Origin of the sequence: Microbacterium sp. MM2322, assembly GCF_964186585.1 — a bacterium.
Classification (GTDB): Bacteria; Actinomycetota; Actinomycetes; order Actinomycetales; family Microbacteriaceae; genus Microbacterium.
The window spans coordinates 928839-951279 of record NZ_OZ075067.1 but is presented as its reverse complement, the minus strand read 5'-3'; the positions used below and the strand labels follow the sequence as shown (position 1 = coordinate 951279).

The following is a 22441-nucleotide window of genomic DNA, read 5'->3' as shown; positions in this document are numbered from 1 at the left end:
ATCCATGTCCCCCACTTTAGCGGCCGGACGCGGCGATGCGGTCGGGGATGACGCCCGGGTCAGAGGGCGAGGAGCTCGGCGAGTGCGAAGCCCGTGCCGAGGAGTCCCATGACCAGCAGCGCACCGAGGATGCTCGCCGAGATGCGGACGATGAATCCCTGCGAGCGGCCCGACGCGAGCTGCACCGCGAAAGCGAGGAAGAAGCAGAGACCGAGGCCGACGAGCAGCCAGGCGCCGCGCCAGTCCGGGTCGACGAAGATGCCGACGGCCAGGGCCACGAGAGCGGCGGCCACCCAGACCGCGATGACACCGGCGGCCCGACGTCGGGGAAGGATCTCGGGCGCGGTCATCCCCCCATTGTTGCGCACGTCCTGCGCAGACGCTCAGCGGTGGCGCGGCTCGTGCCGGGGCTACCCCTAAGATGAGACGCGGTTCCGAGTCCGCACCGGAGGGTCTCCCTTGGCACAGCTGCTCGTCTTGAGCTCCGCCGCCGGCGGCGACTCCGTCCTGCCCGCCCTCGAGCTGCTCAGCCACCGCGTCCGGCAGATCCCTGCCGAGGCCGCCCAACTGGTCAACGCTCCGAACGCCGACGTCGTCTTCATCGACGCGCGGCGGGACCTCGTCGGCGCGAAATCGCTGTGCAAGATCCTCACGACCACGGGCCTCGACGCTCCGCTGGTGCTCGTCGTCACCGAGGGGGGCCTGACCGCCGTCTCCCCCGACTGGGGAATCGACGACGTCATCCTCGTCAGCGCCGGACCGGCCGAAGTCGACGCCCGCATCCGGCTCGCCATCGGACGGATGTCGAAGGAGCAGGTCTCGACCCGCATCCAGACCTCCGGAATCAGCATCGACGAGTCGTCCTACTCGGCCAAGGTGCATGGGCGACCGCTCGATCTCACCTACAAGGAGTTCCAGCTCCTCCACTTCTTCGCCACGCACCCCTCGCGCGTCTTCACCCGCGAGCAGCTGCTGAGCGAGGTGTGGGGCTACGACTACTTCGGCGGAACCCGCACGGTCGACGTGCACGTTCGACGTCTCCGCGCCAAGCTCGGCGACCTCGAGCAGCTCATCGGCACCGTCCGCAACGTCGGCTATCGCTTCAACGTCTACGAGGACGAGCAGCTCCCCGGTTCCCCCTCCTGAGGGCGACACAGCGGCATCCGTCCGTCGTGTTCACGCAGCGGCCACGTCGCCCTGCAATGATGTGGGAATGATCGACACCCAGGTTCACGACTCCGGACTGGGCGACGCGGACGACGACGACTTCGACGACGTCGTCGAAGCGTACGACTCGCAGCTGCCCGACAACCGCTACCTCGACCGCGAGCTCAGCTGGCTCGCCTTCAACCAGCGCGTGCTGGAGTTGGCAGAGGACCCCCACCTCCCGACGCTCGAGCGGGCGAACTTCCTCGCGATCTTCGCCAGCAACCTCGACGAGTTCTTCATGGTGCGCGTCGCCGGCCTCAAGCGGCGCATCCTCACGGGTCTCGCGCTTCCCACGAACGTCGGCCGCGCGCCGCTCGACGTGCTCACCGACCTCGCGACCTCCGCGCACGCCCTGCAAGAGCGTCACGCCGCCGTCTGGTCCGATCAGGTCCGTCCCGCCCTCGCCGACGCCGGTATCGAGGTCGTCTCGTGGGCCGACCTGTCCGACGAGGAACGCGGCATCCTCTACGACTACTTCTCGTCGCAGGTGTTCCCGGTCCTGATGCCGCTCGCGGTCGACCCGGCCCACCCGTTCCCCTACATCTCGGGCCTCTCGCTCAACCTCGCGATCCGCATCCGCAATGCCCGCACCGGCCGCCAGGAGTTCGCGCGCCTCAAGGTGCCGCCGATGATGCCGCGCCTCGTCGAGGTGAAGAAGGACGGCAACAGCGTCCGATACCTCCCGCTCGAGGAGCTGATCTCCGAGAACCTCGGCGATCTCTTCCCCGGGATGGAGATCCTCGAGCACCACACGTTCCGCCTCACCCGCAACGAGGACGTGGTGATCGAAGAGGATGAGACCGAGAACCTCATCCAGGCCCTCGAGGCGGAGCTGCTGCGCCGCCGGTTCGGCCCGCCGATCCGACTCGAGATCACCGAGGACATGGATGACGTCACGCTGTCGCTCCTGCTCGACGAGCTCGACATCAGCGACAACGACGTCTACCGGCTGCCCGCCCCTCTGGACCTCCGCGGCCTGTTCTCCCTGTCGCAGATCGAGCGACCGGATCTCCGCTACCCCGCGCACGTCCCGAAGACGGCGACGCCCTTCCAGCCGGCCGAGCAGAACGGTCGCGCCGACCTGTTCGCGGCCATCCGCAAGGAGGACATCCTCGTCCACCACCCGTACGAGTCGTTCACGACGAGCGTCGTCTCGTTCCTGCAGCAGGCGGCGCGCGACCCGCACGTGCTCGCCATCAAGCAGACCCTTTACCGGACCTCGGGCGACAGCCCGATCGTCGAGGCGCTCATCAACGCCGCCGAGAACGGCAAGCAGGTGCTCGCGCTGGTCGAGGTGAAGGCGCGCTTCGACGAGGCGGCGAACATCGGCTGGGCGCGCACGCTCGAGAAGGCCGGCGTGCACGTCGTCTACGGCCTCGTCGGGCTGAAGACGCACTGCAAGCTGCTACACGTCATCCGGGAGGAAGACGGCGCGCTCCGCAGCTACAGCCACATCGGAACGGGCAACTACAACCCGAAGACGAGCCGCATCTACGAGGACTACGGGCTCTTCACGGCCAACGAACAGGTCGGTCGAGACCTCACCCGGCTGTTCAACGAGCTCAGCGGCTACGCGATCGAGAAGAAGTTCAAGCGACTGCTCGTGGCGCCCCTGCACCTGCGCAAGGGGCTGCTGCGCCTGATCGACACCGAGCGGCGAAACGCGCTGGCCGGTAAGCCCGCGTACGTCCGCATCAAGGTGAACTCGATGGTCGACGAGCAGATCATCGACGCGCTGTATCGGGCGAGCCAGGCGGGTGTGAAGGTCGACGTGTGGGTCCGTGGCATCTGCTCGCTCCGCAGCGATCTGCCCGGCGTGAGCGACAACATCACGGTCCGCTCGATCCTCGGCCGCTACCTCGAGCACTCGCGCATCTTCGCGTTCGCGCACGGCGGCGAACCGCAGGTGTTCATCGGCAGCGCCGACATGATGCACCGCAACCTCGACCGCCGCGTAGAGGCGCTCGTGCGCGTCATGGAGCCGGCGCACGTCGCCGAGCTGACGGCCCTGTTCGACCTCGCCATGGACGACTCGACGAGCTCGTGGCGCCTCGGCGCCGAGGGCGAGTGGACGCGCCACAACCTGGACGCCGACGGCACGCCGCTCGTCGACCTGCAGGAGAAGACCATGGCGAGCGTCCTCCGCCGACGCCGGACGCGGACGGTGCGATGACGGAAACCGCGGTTTACGCCGCCGGCGGCGTGGTGTGGCGGATGCGGGACGGGAAACTTCTCGTCCTCGCCATCCACCGCACCAAGTACCGCGACGTCACGCTGCCCAAAGGCAAGGTCGAGCCCGGCGAGACGCTTGCCGAAACGGCGGTGCGCGAGATCCACGAGGAGACCGGCATCCGTGTGCACCTCGGCGTGCCCGTCGGGATCTCGAACTACCGCCTGCCGAGCAAGCGGACGAAGATCGTGCATTACTGGAGCGCCCAGGCGACCGAGAAGGCGATCCGTGAGTCGGTGTTCCTCCCGAACCGCGAGATCGCCGCGATCGAATGGATGCCGGCGCGCAAGGCGCTCACGAAGATGAGCTACCCGGTCGACGTCGAGATCGTGGAGAGCTTCCTGAAGCTGGTCGACGACGGCGTCCTCGAGACGTTCCCCCTGGTCGTGCTCCGCCACGCCAAGGCGACGCCGCGGGAGGAGTGGAAAGGCGCCGACGCCGAGCGCCCCCTCGCCGCACGCGGGCGCAAGCAGGCTGCGGCGATCGTGGGGCCGCTTCGTGCGTTCGGTGTGCGCCGGGTGTTCTCGAGCGACGCGACGCGGTGCGTCGAGACCGTCACGCCCCTGGCGACGGCGCTGAACCGCGACATCCACACGACTTCGTCGATCTCGCAGGATGCCTGGGACGCGGGGACAGCGGATGCTCGGATGCTGATCGGCAAGCGGGTGCGAGCGGGCAAGCCCGCCGTGCTGTGTTCGCACCGCCCCGTGCTTCCCGACGTGATGCACGAGATCGCCCTCGCGACGGGAACGGTGAAGGGCTCGTACCTCGGCGACGCTTCTGCCCTCGAGCCGGGGGCTTTCTCGGTCGTCCACCTGTCGGCGACCAACCCCGGTTCCGGGATCATCGCGATCGAAACGCACCCGCCGGCCGTGTGATCCTGCGGGCGAAGCCGATCGGACCAGGTTCGTTCACCTGTCGTTCACCTCCGGAGCGGAACCTGGTCACCGGCGGCTCCTAGCGTCGAGCCAGCCCCGCACCGGGGTGTCCCGATCACCCGAAGGAAAACACACGTGAAGCTCAACCGCATCGCCCGCGTGGGCGCTGTCGCAGCCGTCGCTGTTCTGTCGCTCTCCGCTTGCGCGGCCAACGAAGGAACCCCCGCTGGCAGCGGCCAGCCCTCCGACGGCGGCAGCGCTTTGTCGGGCACCGTCAAGGCGACCGGCGCCTCCTCGCAGGGCGCCGCTCAGCAGGCATGGACCGCGGCCTTCCAGCAGGCGAACCCGGACGTCACGATCAACTACCAGCCGACCGGATCGGGCACGGGCCGCGACAACTTCATCGCCGGTTCCAGCAACTTCATCGGCTCGGACCGCGCGTACACGTCCGACGAGATCGCCGCCGGCAAGTTCGGCGCCTGCGCGACCCCCGACATCATCGAGGTCCCCGCGTACATCTCCCCCGTCGCGGTCGTCTTCAACCTCGACGGCATCACCAAGCTGAACCTGACCCCCAAGGTCATCGCCGACATCTTCAACGAGAAGATCGAGAAGTGGAACGACCCCGAGATCGCTGATCTCAACAAGGACGCCACGCTTCCCGACCTGGCCATCACGCCCGTCTTCCGCGGCGACGAGTCCGGCACCACCGGAACCTTCACCGCCTACCTCGCCTCCGTCGCGCCCGACGCGTGGCCGTACGAGGACGACGACGCCTGGCCCGTCAAGACCACGCGCTCCGAGGCTGCCCAGCAGACCTCGGGTGTCGAGGCGACGGTCACCGGTGGCAAGGGCACGATCGGTTACATCGACGCTTCCCGCGTCGGTGACCTCGGCTCCGCCGCCGTCCAGGTCGGCGACGACTTCGTGCCGTTCTCCTCGGAGGCCGCGGCCGAGCTCGTTGCATCGTCGCCCCTCGAAGAGGGTCGCGGCGAGGGCGACCTCGTCTTCAACGTCGACCCCGCCAAGGCGCCGGCCGGTTCGTACCCGATCGCTCTCGTGAGCTACCTCATCGGTTGCGCGCAGTACGAGGATGCCGCCACTGCCGACATCGTGAAGGCGTACTTCTCGTACATCGTCAGCGAAGAGGGCCAGAAGGCCGCCAACGAGGCTGCCGGCTCCGCTCCCCTGTCGACCGAGGTCGCCGAGAAGGCTCAGACCGCGATCGACATGATCAGCGCCAAGAAGTAAGACCCTCGCTGCTGGTGGCCCCTTCGGGGGTCACCAGCAGCACTCACGTCCGCCCCGCTTCCAACCCGAGGACTGCGATGCCCCCCACCCCCGACCTGGTCGCCGACCAGGACACCGCCCCACGGCCGATGCGGCGACGCGGCGACCTCGTTTTCTCGAGCACCGCGCTGGGCGCGGGCATCATCATCCTGATCGTTCTCGCCGCGGTCACGCTCTTCCTCATCGTGGAGAGCATCCCGGCATTCACGGCGAACCCGGAAGAGACGCAGTTCCTCAACGGCGAGCCGTTCTGGCAGTACGTGTGGCCGTTCGTCTTCGGCACGCTCTGGGCCTCGGTCATCGCGCTCGTCGTCGCGACGCCGCTCGCGATCGGCATCGCCCTCTTCATCTCCCACTACGCACCCCGCCGACTCGCGTCCGCGCTCGGCTACGTGATCGATCTGCTGGCGGCCATCCCCTCCGTCGTCTACGGCCTCTGGGGCGCACTCGTCTTCTCGCAGATCCTGCAGCCGTTCTACGTCTGGCTGAACGAGAACTTCGGCTGGATCCCCTTCTTCGCCGGCGCGGTCTCCCCCGGCGGTCGCACGATCCTGACGGCATCCCTCGTCCTCGCGGTGATGATCCTCCCGATCATGACCGCCATCACCCGCGAGGTCTTCCTGCAGACGCCCGTCCTCCACGAGGAGGCGGCTCTCGCGCTCGGCGCGACGCGCTGGGAGATGATCCGCATGGCGGTCTTCCCGTTCGCCCGCGGCGGCATGGTCTCGGGAGCGATGCTCGGTCTCGGCCGCGCCCTCGGCGAGACGATGGCCGTCACCATGGTGCTGTCGGCCACGGGAGCCGTCACCTTCCAGGTGCTGAACTCCAGCAACCCGACGCCCATCCCCGCGAACATCGCCCTCAACTTCGGTGAGGCCTACGGCGACGGCGTCAACGTCCTCATCGCGACCGGCCTCATCCTCTTCATCGTGACCTTCGCGGTCAATGCGATCGCCCGGTGGGTCGTCAACCGCCGCGCCGAGTTCTCTGGAGCGAACTGATGACCACCCTCACCCGCTCCGAGACCCGCACGCCCGTCGGCAACTCGCTCACCGCAGGGCAGCTGCCCAAGTGGATGCCGTGGACCCTGCTCGCCGGCGCGCTCGTCCTCTCGGGAATCGTCTTCGCGATCATGAACAGCGGCGGAGACGTCGCGGACTTCAACATCGCCGGAACCGTCTTCATCGGCGTCGTGCTGTTCGCGATCGCGCTCGTGATCCTGTCGAGCGTCGTCGAGACGCGGCGACGTGCCGCCGACCGCCTGGCGACTGTCCTCGTGTCGATCGCCTTCACGATCGCGCTGCTGCCGCTCATCTCGCTGCTGTTCACCGTCGTCGTCAACGGCATCGCCCGCTTCGACCCGATGTTCTTCTCGAACTCGATGCGCAACGTGGTCGGTGAGGGCGGCGGCGCCGTCCACGCCATCTACGGCACGCTCATCGTCACCGGCTGGGCGACGGTCATCTCCGTGCCGATCGGCCTCATGACCTCCATCTACCTCGTCGAGTACGGCCGCGGCCGTGTCGCCAAGGCGATCACCTTCTTCGTGGACGTGATGACCGGCATCCCGTCGATCGTCGCCGGTCTGTTCATCGTCGCGGTCTGCGCGCTGCTGTTCGGCCCCGGCCTCAACACGGGCTTCATGGGGTCGCTCGCGCTCTCGGTGCTGATGATCCCGGTCGTCGTGCGCTCGAGCGAGGAGATGCTCCGCCTCGTCCCAAACGAGCTGCGCGAAGCGGCCTACGCGCTCGGCGTGCCGAAGTGGCTGACGATCGTCAAGGTGGTGCTCCCGACATCCATCGCGGGCATCACGACAGGCATCATGCTGTCGATCTCCCGCGTCATCGGCGAGACCGCTCCGCTGCTGCTGACCGCCGGGTTCACCCAGTCGCTCAACGTCAACGGATTCGACAACCCGATGATGACCCTGCCGGTCTTCGTCTACGACCAGTTCCAGAACCCCGGCACGAACATCCCGGCCGCTCTCGAGCGCGCCTGGGCCGGAGCGCTGACCCTCATCATCATCGTCATGGCCCTGAACCTCATCGCGCGCTTCGTCGCCAAGAAGTTCGCCCCCAAGTTCGGCCGCTGAGCCGCGGCATCCGACAGAAAGCACCCGACGTGTCCAAGAGCATCGAAGTCAACGACCTCAACGTCTACTACAGCGACTTCCTCGCCGTGGAGGGCGTGTCCCTCGACATCGAACCCCGCAGTGTGACGGCCTTCATCGGCCCGTCCGGCTGCGGCAAGTCCACCTTCCTCCGCACCCTCAACCGCATGCACGAGGTCATCCCCGGCGCGCGCGTCGAGGGTGAGGTCCTCCTCGACGGCGAGGACCTGTACGGCCAGGGCGTCGACCCGGTGCTCGTGCGCCGCCAGATCGGCATGGTCTTCCAGCGCCCGAACCCGTTCCCGACGATGTCGATCCGCGACAACGTGCTCGCGGGCGTGAAGCTCAACAACTCGCGCATCTCGAAGTCCGACGCCGACGCCCTCGTCGAGAAGTCGCTGCGCGGTGCGAACCTCTGGAACGAGGTCAAGGACCGGCTCGAGAAGCCCGGGTCCGGCCTCTCCGGAGGTCAGCAGCAGCGCCTCTGCATCGCCCGCGCGATCGCCGTCTCGCCCGACGTCCTGCTGATGGACGAGCCGTGCTCGGCCCTGGACCCGATCTCGACCTTCGCGATCGAGGAGCTCATCCAGGAGCTCAAGAGCCAGTACACAATCGTCATCGTCACGCACAACATGCAGCAGGCATCGCGTGTCTCGGACAAGACCGCTTTCTTCAACATCGCCGGCACCGGCAAGCCCGGCAAGCTCATCGAGTACGACGAGACCGGCACCATCTTCACCAAGCCGTCCGTGCAGGCCACCGAGGACTACGTCTCGGGTCGCTTCGGATAAGCCTCGGGTGCAGGTTGACGCGCCGCCGCGGATTCGGGTTCCGCGGCGGCGCGTTCTGTGTTGGTGCGCGTGCGCGGTTGCAACGGATGTGCGGCGACGCGCGGCATCCCGGCGCTGGTCGACGGCGTGTCGGCTCGGATCCGTTGCATCCGCTGAGGGCCTCCTCCCCCGCGAGGGACGGATGCCGGCTGTCCCCCATCGCGCCCGGTGCCGCCGCGTGAGGGGTGAGGTGGGCTGACACTCGCCGTATGTGCGAGCTGCGGCATCCCATCGTCCGTCTGCGACAGCTGCTCGATGATGGGTGGTCGCAGCGACGGGTGCAGCGGGCGCTGCGGTCCGGGGAGCTGATCCACATGCGGATCGGGGTCTACGCGTGGCCCGAGGCGTGCGACGAGGCGCGGACGGCCGCCCGGCACGGTGGAGCGATGGCGTGCGTGACGGCCGCACGCCACCTCGGCCTGTGGGTGATGGACGACGATCGGGCGCCGCACGTCTGGATGCGGCCGGGACGCCGTTCGCACGACGACGCCTGCGCCTGCACGGAACACTGGGACGCCCCCGGTCCGGGTGAGCACCGCCGCGACCCTTCGGTGGCCCGGGTCCTCCGCCAGATCCTCACCTGCTACGGCGGGGAGGCGTTCTTCGTCGCGCTGGAGTCCGCGCGACGGCGGGACCTGCTGGACGGCGACGGGATGCGGTGGCTCAGCCAGCACGCGAACGCCGCGGGGCGCGAGGCGCTCGCCCTCAGCCGCGACGATGCCGACAGCGGACTCGAGTCCCTGCTGCGATGGCGGCTGCGGAGCCTCGGGCTGCGTGTGCAGACGCAGGTGCGGATCGTCGGAGTCGGCGTCGTGGACGCGCTGATCGGCGACCGGTTGATCATCGAGGTCGACGGACGCGAGAATCACGACGGACCGTCACTGCGGCACAAGGACCTCGTGCGCGACGCCGGGGCCGCGATGTGGGGCTACCGAACCCTTCGCTTCGACTACGCGATGATCATGCACGACTGGGACCTCGTCGAGGGGGCGATCCTCGGGGCGCTCGCGTCGCTGTGAGGTGCGCGGGTGCGGGTGTGGGGCGGGCGTGCGCGGATGCAATGGATTCCTGGCGACACACGGCATCCCGAGCCGACTGCACGGCGTGTCGGCCACGATCCATTGCATCCGGCGACGGATGCCGACGGGGCAGTCGTGCGGGCTGAGTAGCCGGCGACGGACGCGGCGGGGTCAGTCGCGCGGGCTGAGCAGGTACCGGGTGAAGGATGCCGTGAGCTCCGCGTCGAGCGGGAGGGGGCGCTCGTCGACGGCGGTGATCGGGGCGGCGAGGCGGACGCTGGAGACGAGCCAGGCGGCATCCGCGTCGTGCAGGGCCGAGATGGGCAGAGTCTCGTAGGCGGTCTCGAAGCCCTGCTCGGCGAGGTGGTCGAACAGGCTCAGCTGCGTCGTGCCGTGAAGGATGCCGCCGTTCGGCGCCGGGGTGACGAACGTGTCTCCGCGCCGGATGATGAGCGACGCGGTCGGCGCCTCGAGGACGAACCCGTCCGAGCTGACGAAGACCGCATCGTCGGCGCCGCGGCGCTTCGCCTCACGGATCGCGGCCATGTTGACCGCGTACGAGAGCGTCTTGGCTCCCAGCAGGAGCCACGGCGCACGCCCCGGCAGGTCGATGCTGTAACCGCGATCGAGGACGGCGACGGCGATTCCCTCGGTGCGGGGCTTCGTGAAGTCCGCCGCCGGCGCGACCGTGACCCACGCGGTCGGGGTCGGTCCGTGCTCGACGCCGCGGCTCAGGATCAGCTTGATGACGGCCTCCCCCTGCCCCGAGGCGGCCTGCGCGCGACGGATCGCCTCGCGCCACTGCGCGAGGTTCGGGGCTGGCAGCTCGCAGATCTCGGCCGAGTGGGCGAGACGGGCGAGGTGCGGCTCGACCTCCTGAGCGTGGCCGTCGACGACGCCGATCGACTCGAAGATCCCATCCCCGCGCTGGGTGCTGAGCTCCCCGACGGTGAGTGCCGGAGCGGACGGATCGATCTCGGCGAACGTGTCGGCGAAATCGGTGCGGACATCGTCGGATGCCGCGGGGTCGATCATCAGCGCGAAGAGCCAGGCCATGCCCTGAGCCTACGCGCGGCATCCCGCGTCGCCCCCGTCGCTCGATGCAATGGATCACACGCGACACGCCGCCCTAGACCGTCGGACGCCGGGGTGTCGCCACAGATCCATTGCATCGGCGCACGCGGGCACACCCCGACACGCCCGGCCGCGCCGAAATCTCCTGCCGACCGGAATACCCCGGGAGCAGCTCCGTTACACTTTTCTAGCCGGGCCGCAGTAACCCCGGGCTCCATCTTCAGCCGCTACGAGCGGCCACGCGCCGAGAGGCGTTCTGCGGCCCGGCACTTTCATGCCCGCTCAGCGGATCAGGTCAGACCGTCGCGTCGCCACAGCGCCGCTGCCGCCACGAGGTCGCCCGCATACGTGTCGAGGCGCAGCGCCCGCGTCGTGAACTGCGAGGCTCGCGTCGGCTCGCTCATGTCGTAGTCGTCGGCCAGGTCGGTCGCCCCGGCCGACACGACGCGCGAGAACGCCGCCGCACGCTCGAGGGCCAGCGCGAAGTCCCCCGCGAACACGCCGCGAAGAATCAGGTCGATGAGCGAGACGAGCTCATCGGGGCTCGCCGGAGCGGGAGCGCCCGCGATGACGACATCCGCCGACGACAGCCGAGTGCGTCCCCGCTCGTAGAGCAGGGCCGCGGTCGTCGCATCGTCGTGGATCATCAGCTGCAGCAGGTACAACCGCCACAGTGCACCGGGGAGCGACCGCGCGGGCGACTGCGCCCAGAGCTCCGCGATCGTCGCGATGCCGTGCGCGTCGGTGAAGGTCACGAGCCGGTCGATGACCTCGTCATGCGGGTGCTCGCGCACCCGGGAGAGCAGAGCGGATGCCGTGGCGTGAGCGACGCGGCTGGCTTCGGCGGGATCGTCGGCGGCGAAGTTGCGGTCGAACGAATCGGGTGAGCGACGGACCGGCTTGTGGAAGTCGCGGGACGCGTCGGACATCGTTCCAGGCTACCCCCGCACGACAACACCCTGCCCGGCCGAGGCCGAGGCAGGGTGGTGAGCGACGCGTGTCAGGCCGTGGGGATCGCGATGATCGGCTTGGTGGTCGGTTGGCCGTTGGGAGAACCGCCCGCCTGCTCCACCGTGACCGCGACGACATCGCCGGGCTCGAAGGTGCCGTCGACGAGGGCGGTGACGTCACCGGAATCGTCGAACGTGCCAGCCGGGATGGGCTTGTCGCCTCGGATGAGCCACAGTTCGTACGTGCGGTCGGCGGCGAGCGTGGGAGCCTCGTCGGTCGTCAGGACGACCTTTCCGAGCTCCTGCGACCAGTGCAGGACCGCCTCTCCTCCGTCGGTGAACTGGCCGGTCACTGTCTGAGCGTCAGGAGCAGACTGGATCTGCTCGAGAGCCTGCACAGAGATAGGCGTGCGCGCCTGCTCGACGAGCGAGCCGACGCCCCATCCGATGCCGACCAGGAGGGCGGCAGACGCAACGAGGGCGAACAGGCCGCGGGTCCAGTTGCGTCGCTGCACCGCCTGAACGGCTTCGGTCGGCGGACCGGCCACAGCGAGCTCGGGCTCAGGGGTGGATTCGGGAGCAGCGTCGGCGGGGTCCGGCATCCGCTGCGGCATGGCACTGATCTGGGCGAGGAGTCGTGCGCGCACCTCGACGGGCGGCGCTTCTTCTCCCGTGCCTTCGGCTAGGAACCCGGCGACCTGCGCGTCGGCGTCGACGAGCTCTTCCCATTCGGGGTGAGCGGCGAGCGCCTGCTGGTAGGCCTGTTCGTCCTCGACGGACAACGCATCAAGGGCGTGTCCTGCCGAGAGTTCGGCGAACTCGTTCTCGTTCACAGTGTCACCCCCATCTCCTGTCGTAGGCGGTTCAATCCGTCACGCATGCGTGTCTTGATCGTTCCGAGCGGAGCTCCGAGGAGCGCCGCGATCTCACTTTGGCTATACCCCCCGAAATACGCGAGGGTGAGTGCTTCACGCTGCGGGTCGGGGAGAGTCCGAAGCGCCCGCACGACGCGACGTCCTTCGATCTTCAGCTCGACCTGCTCTGCGATGCCTTCTTGTTGTGTATACGCATCGCGAACTCCGACACGCACGTCCCGGTCTGCGCTGGACTGCGAGGCGCGAACCCGGTCGACAGCCCGACGATGAGCCATCGTCAGGATCCAACTTCTTCCTTGCCCCTTCTTCGGAGCGAAGCCCGAAGCGGATTGCCAGATCTCCAAGAAGACCTCCTGCAACACCTCTTCGCTCTGAGAGGGGTCGACGAGGACCCGTCTGATCAGCCCGAACACGCGGGAGGACAACATGTCGTAGAGCTCTGCGAAGGCCGCCTGATCGCCGTCGGCGATGCGGAGGAGGAGCTCGCCGGCATGATCTGCCGTCTGCCCGTCCTCGGGGACTTCTACACCGTCGATAACCATTGCTCCCCAGCATGCCACCCCTGCCCCTCGGAACCTGGATGACGGGGCGGGAATCCCTGGTGAGAAGAGGAGATCGAGAGCCATTCGTGACATCGCGACTTCTCTCGGGAGCTGGCCCCGACGAGGCCGGTCGGAAGAAATCTCGGGAGATGTGCAATCCGTTTGCCTAGCGACTCCGAAGACCTGTTATCGCCGCCGCAGAGGGCGGAACCAACACATGGAGGAAATCATGCTCAGCACGAAGAAGAAGATGACCGCAGCACTCTCTCTGACTCTGGCCGGAGCTTTCGCTCTCGCCGGTTGCTCGTCGAGCGCTGCACCCGAGGGTGGCAACATGAGCGAGGGCGGCACGCAGTCCCAGGCTCCCATGGAGTCCGCATCGCCCGAAGCCTCGTCGCCCTCGATGGACCCCGCTGCCAACCTCGTCGGCCCCGGCTGCGCTGACTACGCCTCCGCTGTTCCGGACGGCGACGGCTCGGTTGCCGGCATGGCCAAGGACCCGGTGGCGGTCGCGGCATCCAACAACCCGCTGCTCAAGACGCTCACCGCTGCTGTCAGCGGCCAGCTGAACAAGGACGTCAACCTGGTCGACACGCTCAACGGCGACCAGTTCACCGTCTTCGCCCCCGTTGACGAGGCGTTCGCCAAGATCCCCGCCGCCACGATCGACGGTCTGAAGACCGACTCGAAGACGCTGACGAAGATCCTCACGTACCACGTGGTCCCCGGCCAGATCGCGCCTGACGAGATCGACGGCACCCACAAGACCGTCGAGGGCCAGGACCTCAAGGTCACCGGCTCGGGCGACGAGCTCATGGTCAACGACGCCAAGGTCATCTGCGGTGGCGTCCAGACCGCGAACGCGACCGTGTACCTCATCGACTCGGTGCTGATGCCCCCGATGTAATCACGGTCTTCTTGACCGGCGGCGTCGTCGAAGCTCTGCGGGCTTCGGCGGCGCCGCCTCTTTGTGTTTACTCCTTTCGGGGGATGCCGCGGGCGGACCGCTCTCCGTAGCGTCGAAGCATGCGAGGAATGACGTTCGGGCTGTGGATTGCGTTCGGGATGCTCGGCGGCGCGATCGCCGGGATGCTGTTCCTCGACAACATCGGCCTCGGCGCCGCCTTCGGCCTGTCGTTCGGGATCATGTTCGGCATCCTCTTCAGCTCAGAGAAGAGCACCAAGTGACGGATGCCGCGGCCCTCGCCTATTAGGCTGGATCGCTGAGGGCCTCTAGCTCAGTCGGTAGAGCATCGGACTTTTAATCCGCGGGTCGTGGGTTCGAGCCCCACGGGGCCCACCTCTGTGGGACATCGATCGACATGGCGTGGCGAGCGAACGCACCCAGTCGCGTCGGGGAAGACGACCGGGCGGTCACCATCACCGTGACGTCGACCAAGCGCTCGCCCGGTGAGAGACGGGCGGCCGATTGCGCTCGTCGCCGTGGGCCGTTCGAGCAATAAAAAAGCCCCGACTGTTACCACACAGCCGGGGCGAGACGAATGAGAAGTCCGCCTATCGGTATCAGGATACCTCGGGAACCTGGGAGCTGACCTGGCGCCCCCTCGGGTCCGGGGAGCACGCGAGAGCGTTACGGTTGCGGAATGCTCCGCCTCGTCGCCCGGGTCTATTGGACGTTCAGCAGATGGACGCTCGCAACCGAGCCCGCGCCGACCCGCCCCACCGTCGTCCTCGGGGCGCCGCACACCTCGAACTGGGACTTCGTGCTCATGCTGGCGATCGCGTGGCGCCTGAAGATGCGCTTCCGTTGGCTGGGCAAGGAGAGTCTCTTTCGCGGCTGGCGGGGCCCGCTGATGCGCTCGATCGGCGGCATCCCGGTCGATAGAGCGAACCCCGCCGGGGTGGTCGACGCCCTCGTCCGCCGCATCCGCGACGGCGAGGTCTTCGGCCTCGTGGTGACGCCGGAAGGCACGCGCGGCAGCGTGGGGAACTGGAAGTCGGGCTTTTATCGCATCGCTCGCGAGACCGGCCTTGATGTCACGCTCGGGTACGTGGATCGCACCACCATGACGACCGGGCTGGGACCGACGCTCACGCTCACCGGCGACGTCGGCAAGGACATGGATGCCATCCGAGCGTTCTACGCCGACAAGTCGGGACTGCGTCCCGCGCTACGCGTCGAGCCTCGCTTGCGCGAAGAGGGCGATCCTCGGCCGGCAAGGTTCGACCGCGGATGATCGCGATGTCGCCGTCTACCGCGGTGAGCACGTGTTCGAACAACCATGTGCCAAGGTCATCCTTCTGACCGAGCCGGCCCGCGAAGATGGCGTCGTGGCCGATCCATGGCTCGGTCGAGGGGCCGTCGTTGTACTCAGCTCGCCGCCTATGCGAGCGTGGCAGCAACGTCGATCCCGAAGCCTTCCAGCCAATCCACCTCGTCGACCAACGCGCCCCACGTGCCAAGAGACGAGCGCGCTCCTCAGCCCCCGATGGCGTTCATGCCCCGTGCGGGCTGCAGGAACGACGGGTCGTTGATCGCATGGCCGGGCAGCTTCCCCAGCACACACGCGTGCAAAATCTCGGCGATGACTCTCCGACGATCTCCCGGCGCGGCGCCCACCGGCATCCCCCGTACCGCGGTCGTCACGTCGTACTCGGTCAGCGAGAAGAGGCAGTTGCGGAACTGACCGTCCGCCGTCAGGCGCAGGCGGTCGCACGCTCCGCAGAAGGGCGCGGTCACCGACGCGATCACGCCGACCTCGTGCGGGCCGCCGTCAATGCGCCACTTCTCGGCGGGCGCCCCGCCACGGCCGGGAACCGGCTCGAGCGACCAGCGCTCCGACAGCGCCTCGAGGATCTCCTCGCGCGTCACCATCGAGCTCCGATCCCACGTGTGCCCGGAATCCAGCGGCATCTGCTCGATGAACCGCAACTGCGCGCCCACCTCCATCGCGAAGGCGACGAGGTCGGCAAGCTGGTCGTCGTTCACGCCCCGCATCGCCACGGCGTTCAGCTTCAAGGGCTTCAGATCGGATGCCGCGGCTGCCGCGATCCCCTCGAGCACGTCGTCGAGCCGATCACGACGGGTGAGCGCGGCGAACCGCTCGCGATCGATCGTGTCGATGCTGATGTTGAGTCGCGTCAGACCCGCCTCGATCAGATCGGGCAGCACCTCGGCGAGACGGATGCCGTTGGTCGTCATCGCGACCTCGACCGGCCCGTCGGGGCCCGAGATCGCGGCGACGCGGCGCACCACGTCGACGATGTCGGTGCGGAGCAGCGGCTCGCCACCGGTGAGCCGGAATGTGCGGATGCCGAGGCTCGCCGCGACCTCAGCGATCTCGACGATCTCGTCGGTCGTCAGGATGCTCGTGCGCGCCAACCACTCGTTGCCCTGCTCGGGCATGCAGTACGTGCAGCGCAGGGAGCAGCGGTCGGTGAGCGAGATCCGCAGGTCGCGGTGAACGCGTCCGTGGGTGTCGACGAGGCCGGCGGCCGGGTCGGGAGCCGCGCCGGAGTGAGACGGAATCTGGGGCGACCGACCGAGCGTGATCGGGATGGCCGTCATCGCGTCGTCCCCCAGTGGCATCCCATCATCAGAGCCTAATCGCCGCCGCCTGGATCTGGGCTGATCAGGGCACCTTCACGGCAGCGGCACGAACCGCACGCGCGACAGGTCGACGTGCAGCCACACCGTGTCGCCGGATGACCAAGCGTCGCGCGTGTCGCCGACATCCACCGCGCCCGCGGACGTGTAGATCCGCGAGCCCGACAGCGTCGGCTCGACGCGCAGAACGGTCGCCTTCCAGGTGTTCGCGCCTTCCCCCGCCACGACCCTCGCATCACTCGGGCGGAACACGGCGGCGAGCGCCGTCCCGTCCGCGGTGGCAAGCGCGGTCGAAGCGACATCCGAGCTTGTCAGCAGGTGGCCGTCCGAGTCCGTCCACCCTCCTCGCGCAGCGACTCCGGGCATCCGATTCATGTCGGCGATCGAGGCGACGAAGGCGGATGCCGGTGCCCGCAAGACCTCGCGCACGGGACCGGTCTGCACCACAGCTCCCGCGTCGATCACGAACAGTCGCTCGGCCAACGCGACCGCGTCGCCGGCGTCGTGCGTCACGGCGACCGTCGTCATGCCGGCGAGCTGATCGCGCAGCATCCCGCGGATCGACGAGGCCGTGACCGGATCGAGCGCGACGAGGGGCTCATCGAGCAGCACCACCCGAGGCGACGCCGACAGCGCCCGCGCGATCGCGACCCGCTGCTGCTCGCCACCCGACAGCTCGCGGGGCATGCGGGCTCCGAGGCCACCCAGGCCGACGCGTTCGAGCCACTCATCGGCGTCGGCGCGCGCCCGTGCCGCAGGCGTTCCCGCGGCACGGGGGCCGAACGCGACGTTCTCCCGTGCGCTGAGGTGGGGGAACAGGCGCGGATCCTGCCCGAGGAGCACCACTCCGCGATGCATCGGCGCCGTGCTCACCCGAGGTGCGGTCACGCGCTCGACCGTGCGGCCCGCGACGGTGATCTCCCCGCCGTCGAGCGACACCAGGCCGGCGAGCGCCGACAGCAGCGTCGACTTGCCGGCGCCGCTCGGACCCATCACCGCGACCGTCTCCCCCGCCGCGGCGTCGATCATGACATCCACGCGGAAGCGGGACCGGTCGACGACGACGTGCGCCTGCAGGCCGCTCATCGCACCGCTCCGGGTCGCCAGCCGCGCACGAGCATCAGGACGATGACGGCGGCCGCAAGCAGCAGCAGCGCGAGGGCGACCGCGGTCCCCTGCGCCACCCCGGCACCGTTGAACGCCGTGTAGATGGCGAGGGGCATCGTCTGCGTGACGCCGGGACGGTTGCCGGCGAAGAGGGCCGTCGCGCCGAACTCGCCGATCGCCCGTGCGAAGCACAGCACGGTTCCCGCGACGATCCCGGGCGCTGCCAGAGGGAGCGTGATGCGCCGGAGGATCGTCCAGCGGCCGGCTCCCAGCGCCGCCGCCGTGCGCTCGAAGTCCACTCCCGTCGACCGCACCGCGCCCTCGACGGCCAGCACGAGGAACGGCAGTGCCACGAACGTCTGCGCGAGCACGACCGCCGGCGTCGTGAACGACAGCCCGAGTCCTCCGAGCCACCCGGCGCGGCCGAACAGGTACAGCAGCGCGATGCCGCCGACCATCGGGGGCAGCACGAGCGGCACCGTCACCGCGGCACGCAGCACGGCGGCAAGCCGGGGACCCGACCGGGCGATCAACAGGGCCAGCGGCACACCGATGACGACGCAGATCGCCGTCGCGGCGATTCCCGTACCGAAGGAGAGACCGAGGGCGGCCAGCGCCGCCGGCGACGTGACGTCGGCGACGAACGTGGCCCACTCCACACGGGCGATCAGGGCGACGAGGGGAAGGATCAGGAAGCACAGCCCGAGGAGCGCGGGGAACGCCAGGGCCCGGGGAACGTACCCGCGATCAGCCACCCCACTCACGGCGCTCCGAAGCCGCGGTCGTGGAGGATCTTCTGCCCGGCGTCCGACAGCACGAAGTCGACGAACGCCTTCGCCGCCTGCGGATTCGCGGCATCCTTCAGCGCGGCGATCGGATACTCGTTGACGACCTTGTCACTGCCGTCGGGAACGATCGAGGCGACGTCGTCGCGGCCGACCACATCGGTCGCGTAGACAAGACCCGCATCCGCCTCGCCCGCCGCCACCTTCGTGAGCACGGCCGTCACGTTCTGCTCCAGGCTGGCGGCGTCGACCGTGACGTCGGCGGCGGCGAGCAGCTTCGCGGATGCCGCGCCGCACGGCACCTCGGGCGCACACAGCACCGTCACGACGCGCGACAGGTCGGCGAGCGTCGCGACCTTCTTCGGGTTGCCCGCGGGGACGACGATCACGAGCGTGTTCGAGGCGAACACCTCGGGACTGCGGACGAACGTCGACACCTTCGCCATGGTCGCCTCATCGGCCGACGCGAACACATCCGCCGGCGCTCCCGCCTCGATCTGCGTCGCGAGCGTCGACGAGCCGTCATAGACGGGACTGATCTCGATGCCGGGATGCTGCGCCGTGAACGCCTCGGCCACCTCGTCGAACGAGGTCTTCAGCGACGCGGCGGCGTAGACGGTGAGCGATCCCGAGACCCCATCATCCGAGCGCACCGACGCGGCGCATCCCGTCAGCAACAGCGCGAGCGCGCCGAGCGCCACGGGGCGGAGCAGCCAGCGACGCACGTCACTCCCCCGCGATCTCGACGACGACGTTCGTGGCTTTCACCGATGCCCGTGCCAGTGTGCCGACCTCGAGCTGCAGTTCACGCACCGCCTCGGCGGAAAGGAGCGACACGACGCGGTGCGGACCGGACTGGATGTCGACCTGCGCCATGACGCCGTCGACCTGCACGCGCGTCACGATCCCCACGAAGCTGTTGCGCGCGCTGGAGCGGTGCTCGTATCCGTCGCCGGGCTCGTTCGCCATCGACACCGCGAAAGCCGCGAGAGCCTCGCCGGGGATCTCAGCAGGGACGGCATCCGTCACCGGGAGCAGCCCCTGGTCGATCCATCGCCGGACGGAATCGTCGCTCACGCCCAGCAGTCGAGCGGCGCGAGCCACACGGTACGTCGTCATCCTTCGATGATGCCGCATGTGCGGGTCATTCGAGATATTTCACACCGCATCTGCGGGTTCAGGACCGGCGAAGAATCCGATCCCGCGGCAAGCCTTCACGGCCCACCGACGCGTAAACTCGGGTCATGCGCCCCCTGGTCGATCCCGTGTCCGAGTTGGATCCCGACGAGCGCAAGCGAACCGCGCGCCACACAGTACTCAAAGGCATCGGCGACGAAGGACAGCGCCGGCTCGCTGCCACGCGCGTCGCCGTCGTCGGGGCCGGCGGGATCGGCTCGCCGGCGATCCTCGCCCTCGCCGCCGCGGGCGTCGGCGCGATCACGGTGATCGACGACGACATCGTCGAGCTCCACAACCTGCAGCGCCAGATCGCGCACCGCATCGAAGACATCGGCGTCCATAAGACCGAGAGCGCGGTGCGCGCGGTCGCGGCCCTGTCTCCCGTCACCGTCGTCAGGCCCGTGACCGCCCGGCTCGACGAGGCGAACGCGCAGGAGTTCTTCGCCGACGCCGACGTCGTCATCGACACGAGCGACTCGTTCGCGACACGTCGAGCCGTCGCCGCCGCCACAGAAGCGCTCGGCATCCCTCTCGTCTGGGGAGCCGTGCGCGAGTGGTACGCGCAGGTCACCGTCTTCTGGTCGAACCCGACCGACGCCGACCCCGTCGTCCTCAATGACCTCTTCGCCGTCGGCACCGAGGGCGACCCGCCCACGTGCGCGCAGGTCGGCGTGCTCGGCGCGCTGTGCGTGCAGGTCGGCGGGCTCCTGTCGACTGAGGTCGTCAAGCTCGCGATCGGTGTCGGCGAACCGCTGCTCGGACGTCTCCTCGTGCTCGACTCGCTGTCGGGCCGCCAGCGCGAGATCCCCCTTCGGTCGGCCGCGACGGCAGCGGCATCCGCATGAGCGACCTGCGCAGCGTCGAGGAGCAGCTCGCCCGCGTGCTTGCTGCCGTCTCCGTCCTCCCGGGTGAGACCATGCCGACGCACGAGTCAGCCGGCCGCACACTCGCCGCGCCGGCCGTCGCCGCCCACGACATCCCCCTCTTCGACAACTCCGCGATGGACGGATTCGCCGTGCGCGCAGCCGACGTCGCGTCGGCGGGCCCGGAGAACCCGGTCGCCCTGCGCGTCGTCGCCGACCTGCCCGCGGGCGTCTCGGCCGATCCCCCGCTCGCCGCGGGCGAAGCGGCCCGCATCATGACGGGCTCGCCGACACCGACGGCAGCCGACGCCATCGTGCCGTTCGAGGCCACCGCGGGCGGGCTGGCGGACTCGCTCGACGTCGTCCAGGTGCTCGAAGCCCCTGCCCCCGGGGCGTTCATCCGCCGTCGTGGCGCCGACCTCCGCGCCGGGGACGTCGTTGTCGACGCCGGTCAGCGGATGGGTGCGTTCCAGGTCGCCGCGGCAGTCGCCGCCGGCGCCGACCAGGTCACGGTCACCCGCGCGCCCCGCGTCGCGGTCGTCTCCACCGGCAGCGAGCTCATCGCCCCCGGTGAGACCGTGCGCCGGGGCCTCATCCCCGACTCGAACGGTCCGCTGCTCGCGCAGCTCGTCACGGGCGCCGACGCCGAGGTCGTTCTGATCGCCCGCGTCTCGGACGACGGCGCGGCCGTGGCACAGGTCACCGCCGACGCCCGCGCCGCCGGTGCCGACGTCATCGTCTTCACCGGCGGGGTGAGCGCCGGCGCCTACGAGCCGGTGCGCGCCGCCTTCGACGGCCATGGCGAAGTCGAGTTCGCGAAGGTGTCGATGCAACCCGGCAAGCCCCAGGCCTTCGGAACGGTGGGTGACGGATGCCTGGTGTTCGGCCTTCCCGGCAACCCGGTCAGCGTCGCGGTGTCGTTCGAGGTGTTCGTGCGTCCTGCTCTCCTGGCCCTGCAGGGCCGGTCGGTCATCCACCGCGCCCACCTGACGCTGACCGCGGCGGAGTCCTGGAAGACGCCGCCCGGACGGCGGCAGTACCTGCCCGCCGTGGTCGACCTCGCCGCGCGTACCGTGCGCCCCGCCACGGCGGGCGGCTCGGGCTCGCACCTGGCCGGCGGGCTCGCACAGGCATCCGCTTTCGCGATCGTCCCGGCAGAGGTCGCCGCGGTGGCCGTCGGCGACGAGCTAGATGTCATGCTGGTCGGATGACGTTTCCTCATCTCGACTCGGCCGGCCGCGCGCACATGGTCGACGTCACGGGCAAGACTCCGACGGTCCGCACCGCGACGGCCCGGGGCTTCGTCCGCTGCGGCGCGGAGGTCGTCTCGGCCCTTCGTGACGGCACCGCCCCGAAGGGCGACGTGCTGGCTGTCGCCCGCATCGCCGGCATCCAGGCGGCGAAGTCGACCGCCACACTGCTGCCGCTGGCACACGTCATCGGCGTGCACCGCGCTTCCGTCGAACTGGACATCGTCGACGACGGCGTGGAGATCGAGGCGACCGTCGGGACGGCAGACCGCACCGGCATCGAGATGGAGGCGCTCACCGCCGTCTCCGTCGCCGCGCTCGCCATCGTCGACATGATCAAAGGCCTCGACCGCTCGGTCGTGATCGAGAACGTCCGCATCACCGCGAAGTCGGGAGGTCGCTCCGGCGACTGGGTGCGGCCCGGAGAAGAGGATCAGGCATGACTCTCGTGCGCTACTTCGCCGCCGCTGCAGAGGCTGCCGGCACCGAGAGTGAGGAACGCTCCGAGGCGACCCTCGCCGAGCTCCGCACCGCGATCCTCAACGAGCACCCGTCGCTGTTTCTCGTTCTGCCCGACTGCGCCGTGCTCGTCGACGGCGTGCGGACGGACGGCGACACCCCGCTCGCCGAGGCACGCCTGATCGACGTGCTGCCGCCGTTCGCAGGCGGCTGAGAGGGCGGC

25 protein-coding genes and 1 tRNA gene are annotated in these 22441 nt (G+C 69.1%); 16 read left to right on the top strand and 10 right to left on the bottom strand.

The window, feature by feature from the left end; translation table 11 throughout:
* Window positions 1-59 precede the first annotated feature (59 nt).
* Window positions 60-350 carry a hypothetical protein gene (locus ABQ271_RS04610; protein ID WP_349310344.1) on the bottom strand — a complete coding sequence of 97 codons (291 nt, stop codon included), beginning with the start codon at window positions 348-350 and terminating at the stop codon, window positions 60-62.
* A gap of 109 nt (window positions 351-459) precedes the next feature.
* Between ABQ271_RS04610 and ABQ271_RS04605 the strand changes: the two genes are divergently transcribed.
* From ABQ271_RS04605 to ABQ271_RS04570, 8 genes are all read left to right on the top strand, one after another.
* Window positions 460-1146 carry a response regulator transcription factor gene (locus ABQ271_RS04605; protein ID WP_349310343.1) on the top strand — a complete coding sequence of 229 codons (687 nt, stop codon included), beginning with the start codon at window positions 460-462 and terminating at the stop codon, window positions 1144-1146.
* A gap of 67 nt (window positions 1147-1213) precedes the next feature.
* Window positions 1214-3382, top strand: coding sequence for an RNA degradosome polyphosphate kinase (locus ABQ271_RS04600; RefSeq protein ID WP_349310342.1), 2169 nt, complete (start codon window positions 1214-1216; stop codon window positions 3380-3382).
* Window positions 3379-4317, top strand: coding sequence for an NUDIX domain-containing protein (locus tag ABQ271_RS04595; RefSeq protein ID WP_349310341.1), 939 nt, complete (start codon window positions 3379-3381; stop codon window positions 4315-4317). The genes ABQ271_RS04600 and ABQ271_RS04595 overlap by 4 nt, the downstream gene beginning before the upstream one ends.
* A 135-nt stretch (window positions 4318-4452) precedes the next feature.
* The gene (locus ABQ271_RS04590) at window positions 4453-5568 is read left to right on the top strand and encodes a phosphate ABC transporter substrate-binding protein PstS (protein ID WP_349310340.1); all 1116 of its coding nucleotides are present in this window, start codon (window positions 4453-4455) and stop codon (window positions 5566-5568) included.
* Between the two features lie 77 nt (window positions 5569-5645).
* Window positions 5646-6608 carry a phosphate ABC transporter permease subunit PstC gene (pstC, locus tag ABQ271_RS04585; RefSeq protein ID WP_349310339.1) on the top strand — a complete coding sequence of 321 codons (963 nt, stop codon included), beginning with the start codon at window positions 5646-5648 and terminating at the stop codon, window positions 6606-6608.
* Complete coding sequence (gene pstA / locus ABQ271_RS04580; RefSeq protein WP_349310338.1) at window positions 6608-7699, top strand: phosphate ABC transporter permease PstA; 1092 nt, start codon at window positions 6608-6610, stop codon at window positions 7697-7699. The genes pstC and pstA overlap by 1 nt, the downstream gene beginning before the upstream one ends.
* 29 nt (window positions 7700-7728) lie before the next feature.
* Complete coding sequence (gene pstB, locus ABQ271_RS04575; protein ID WP_091352209.1) at window positions 7729-8508, top strand: phosphate ABC transporter ATP-binding protein PstB; 780 nt, start codon at window positions 7729-7731, stop codon at window positions 8506-8508.
* A gap of 248 nt (window positions 8509-8756) precedes the next feature.
* Complete coding sequence (locus ABQ271_RS04570) at window positions 8757-9566, top strand: DUF559 domain-containing protein (protein ID WP_349310337.1); 810 nt, start codon at window positions 8757-8759, stop codon at window positions 9564-9566.
* Window positions 9567-9737: 171 nt separating this feature from the next.
* Here the strand turns inward: ABQ271_RS04570 and ABQ271_RS04565 are convergent, their stop codons facing one another.
* From ABQ271_RS04565 to sigK, 4 genes are all read right to left on the bottom strand, one after another.
* Window positions 9738-10622, bottom strand: coding sequence for an aminodeoxychorismate lyase (locus ABQ271_RS04565; protein WP_349310336.1), 885 nt, complete (start codon window positions 10620-10622; stop codon window positions 9738-9740).
* A 308-nt stretch (window positions 10623-10930) separates the two neighbouring features.
* Window positions 10931-11569, bottom strand: coding sequence for a DNA-directed RNA polymerase subunit beta (locus tag ABQ271_RS04560; RefSeq protein WP_349310335.1), 639 nt, complete (start codon window positions 11567-11569; stop codon window positions 10931-10933).
* A gap of 71 nt (window positions 11570-11640) precedes the next feature.
* Window positions 11641-12423 (bottom strand): anti-sigma factor, encoded by a 783-nt coding sequence (locus ABQ271_RS04555; RefSeq protein ID WP_349310334.1) that lies wholly within the window; start codon window positions 12421-12423, stop codon window positions 11641-11643.
* Window positions 12420-13007, bottom strand: a complete 588-nt coding sequence (sigK, locus tag ABQ271_RS04550; RefSeq protein WP_349310333.1) for an ECF RNA polymerase sigma factor SigK — start codon at window positions 13005-13007, stop codon at window positions 12420-12422. Before sigK ends, ABQ271_RS04555 begins: the two co-directional genes overlap by 4 nt.
* Before the next feature lie 229 nt (window positions 13008-13236).
* On the opposite strand from sigK, the gene ABQ271_RS04545 reads away from it, so the two are divergent.
* The 4 genes from ABQ271_RS04545 (at window position 13237) to ABQ271_RS04530 (ending at window position 15205) form a co-directional block, all read left to right on the top strand.
* Window positions 13237-13914, top strand: coding sequence for a fasciclin domain-containing protein (locus ABQ271_RS04545; RefSeq protein WP_349310332.1), 678 nt, complete (start codon window positions 13237-13239; stop codon window positions 13912-13914).
* A gap of 119 nt (window positions 13915-14033) precedes the next feature.
* Window positions 14034-14195, top strand: coding sequence for a hypothetical protein (locus ABQ271_RS04540; protein WP_349310331.1), 162 nt, complete (start codon window positions 14034-14036; stop codon window positions 14193-14195).
* 39 nt (window positions 14196-14234) lie between these two features.
* A tRNA-Lys gene (locus tag ABQ271_RS04535) sits at window positions 14235-14307 on the top strand.
* Window positions 14308-14611: 304 nt separating this feature from the next.
* Window positions 14612-15205 carry a 1-acyl-sn-glycerol-3-phosphate acyltransferase gene (locus tag ABQ271_RS04530; protein ID WP_349310330.1) on the top strand — a complete coding sequence of 198 codons (594 nt, stop codon included), beginning with the start codon at window positions 14612-14614 and terminating at the stop codon, window positions 15203-15205.
* Between the two features lie 242 nt (window positions 15206-15447).
* Here ABQ271_RS04530 and moaA read toward each other — a convergent pair whose 3' ends face one another.
* The 5 genes from moaA to ABQ271_RS04505 form a co-directional block, all read right to left on the bottom strand.
* Window positions 15448-16536: a GTP 3',8-cyclase MoaA gene (moaA, locus tag ABQ271_RS04525; protein WP_349310846.1), complete on the bottom strand. Its 1089-nt coding sequence runs from the start codon at window positions 16534-16536 to the stop codon at window positions 15448-15450.
* Between the two features lie 75 nt (window positions 16537-16611).
* A complete protein-coding gene (locus ABQ271_RS04520; protein ID WP_349310329.1) occupies window positions 16612-17661 on the bottom strand; it encodes an ABC transporter ATP-binding protein in 1050 nt (349 codons plus the stop codon).
* A complete protein-coding gene (gene modB, locus ABQ271_RS04515) occupies window positions 17658-18446 on the bottom strand; it encodes a molybdate ABC transporter permease subunit (RefSeq protein ID WP_349310328.1) in 789 nt (262 codons plus the stop codon). The genes ABQ271_RS04520 and modB overlap by 4 nt, the downstream gene beginning before the upstream one ends.
* Window positions 18443-19192 (bottom strand): molybdate ABC transporter substrate-binding protein, encoded by a 750-nt coding sequence (gene modA / locus ABQ271_RS04510; RefSeq protein ID WP_349310327.1) that lies wholly within the window; start codon window positions 19190-19192, stop codon window positions 18443-18445. Before modA ends, modB begins: the two co-directional genes overlap by 4 nt.
* A gap of 1 nt (window position 19193) precedes the next feature.
* Window positions 19194-19586, bottom strand: a complete 393-nt coding sequence (locus ABQ271_RS04505) for a TOBE domain-containing protein (protein WP_349310326.1) — start codon at window positions 19584-19586, stop codon at window positions 19194-19196.
* Window positions 19587-19711: 125 nt separating this feature from the next.
* Here ABQ271_RS04505 and ABQ271_RS04500 point away from each other — a divergent pair, with 125 nt between their 5' ends.
* The 4 genes from ABQ271_RS04500 to ABQ271_RS04485 are packed head-to-tail and all read left to right on the top strand — an operon-like array spanning window position 19712 to window position 22432.
* On the top strand, window positions 19712-20491 hold the full coding sequence (locus ABQ271_RS04500; RefSeq protein ID WP_349310325.1) for a HesA/MoeB/ThiF family protein: 780 nt from the start codon (window positions 19712-19714) through the stop codon (window positions 20489-20491).
* A complete protein-coding gene (gene glp / locus ABQ271_RS04495; RefSeq protein WP_349310324.1) occupies window positions 20488-21720 on the top strand; it encodes a gephyrin-like molybdotransferase Glp in 1233 nt (410 codons plus the stop codon). Before ABQ271_RS04500 ends, glp begins: the two co-directional genes overlap by 4 nt.
* Window positions 21717-22202 (top strand): cyclic pyranopterin monophosphate synthase MoaC, encoded by a 486-nt coding sequence (gene moaC / locus ABQ271_RS04490; RefSeq protein WP_349310323.1) that lies wholly within the window; start codon window positions 21717-21719, stop codon window positions 22200-22202. The genes glp and moaC overlap by 4 nt, the downstream gene beginning before the upstream one ends.
* A complete protein-coding gene (locus ABQ271_RS04485; protein WP_349310322.1) occupies window positions 22199-22432 on the top strand; it encodes a MoaD/ThiS family protein in 234 nt (77 codons plus the stop codon). Before moaC ends, ABQ271_RS04485 begins: the two co-directional genes overlap by 4 nt.
* Window positions 22433-22441: the final 9 nt, after the last annotated feature.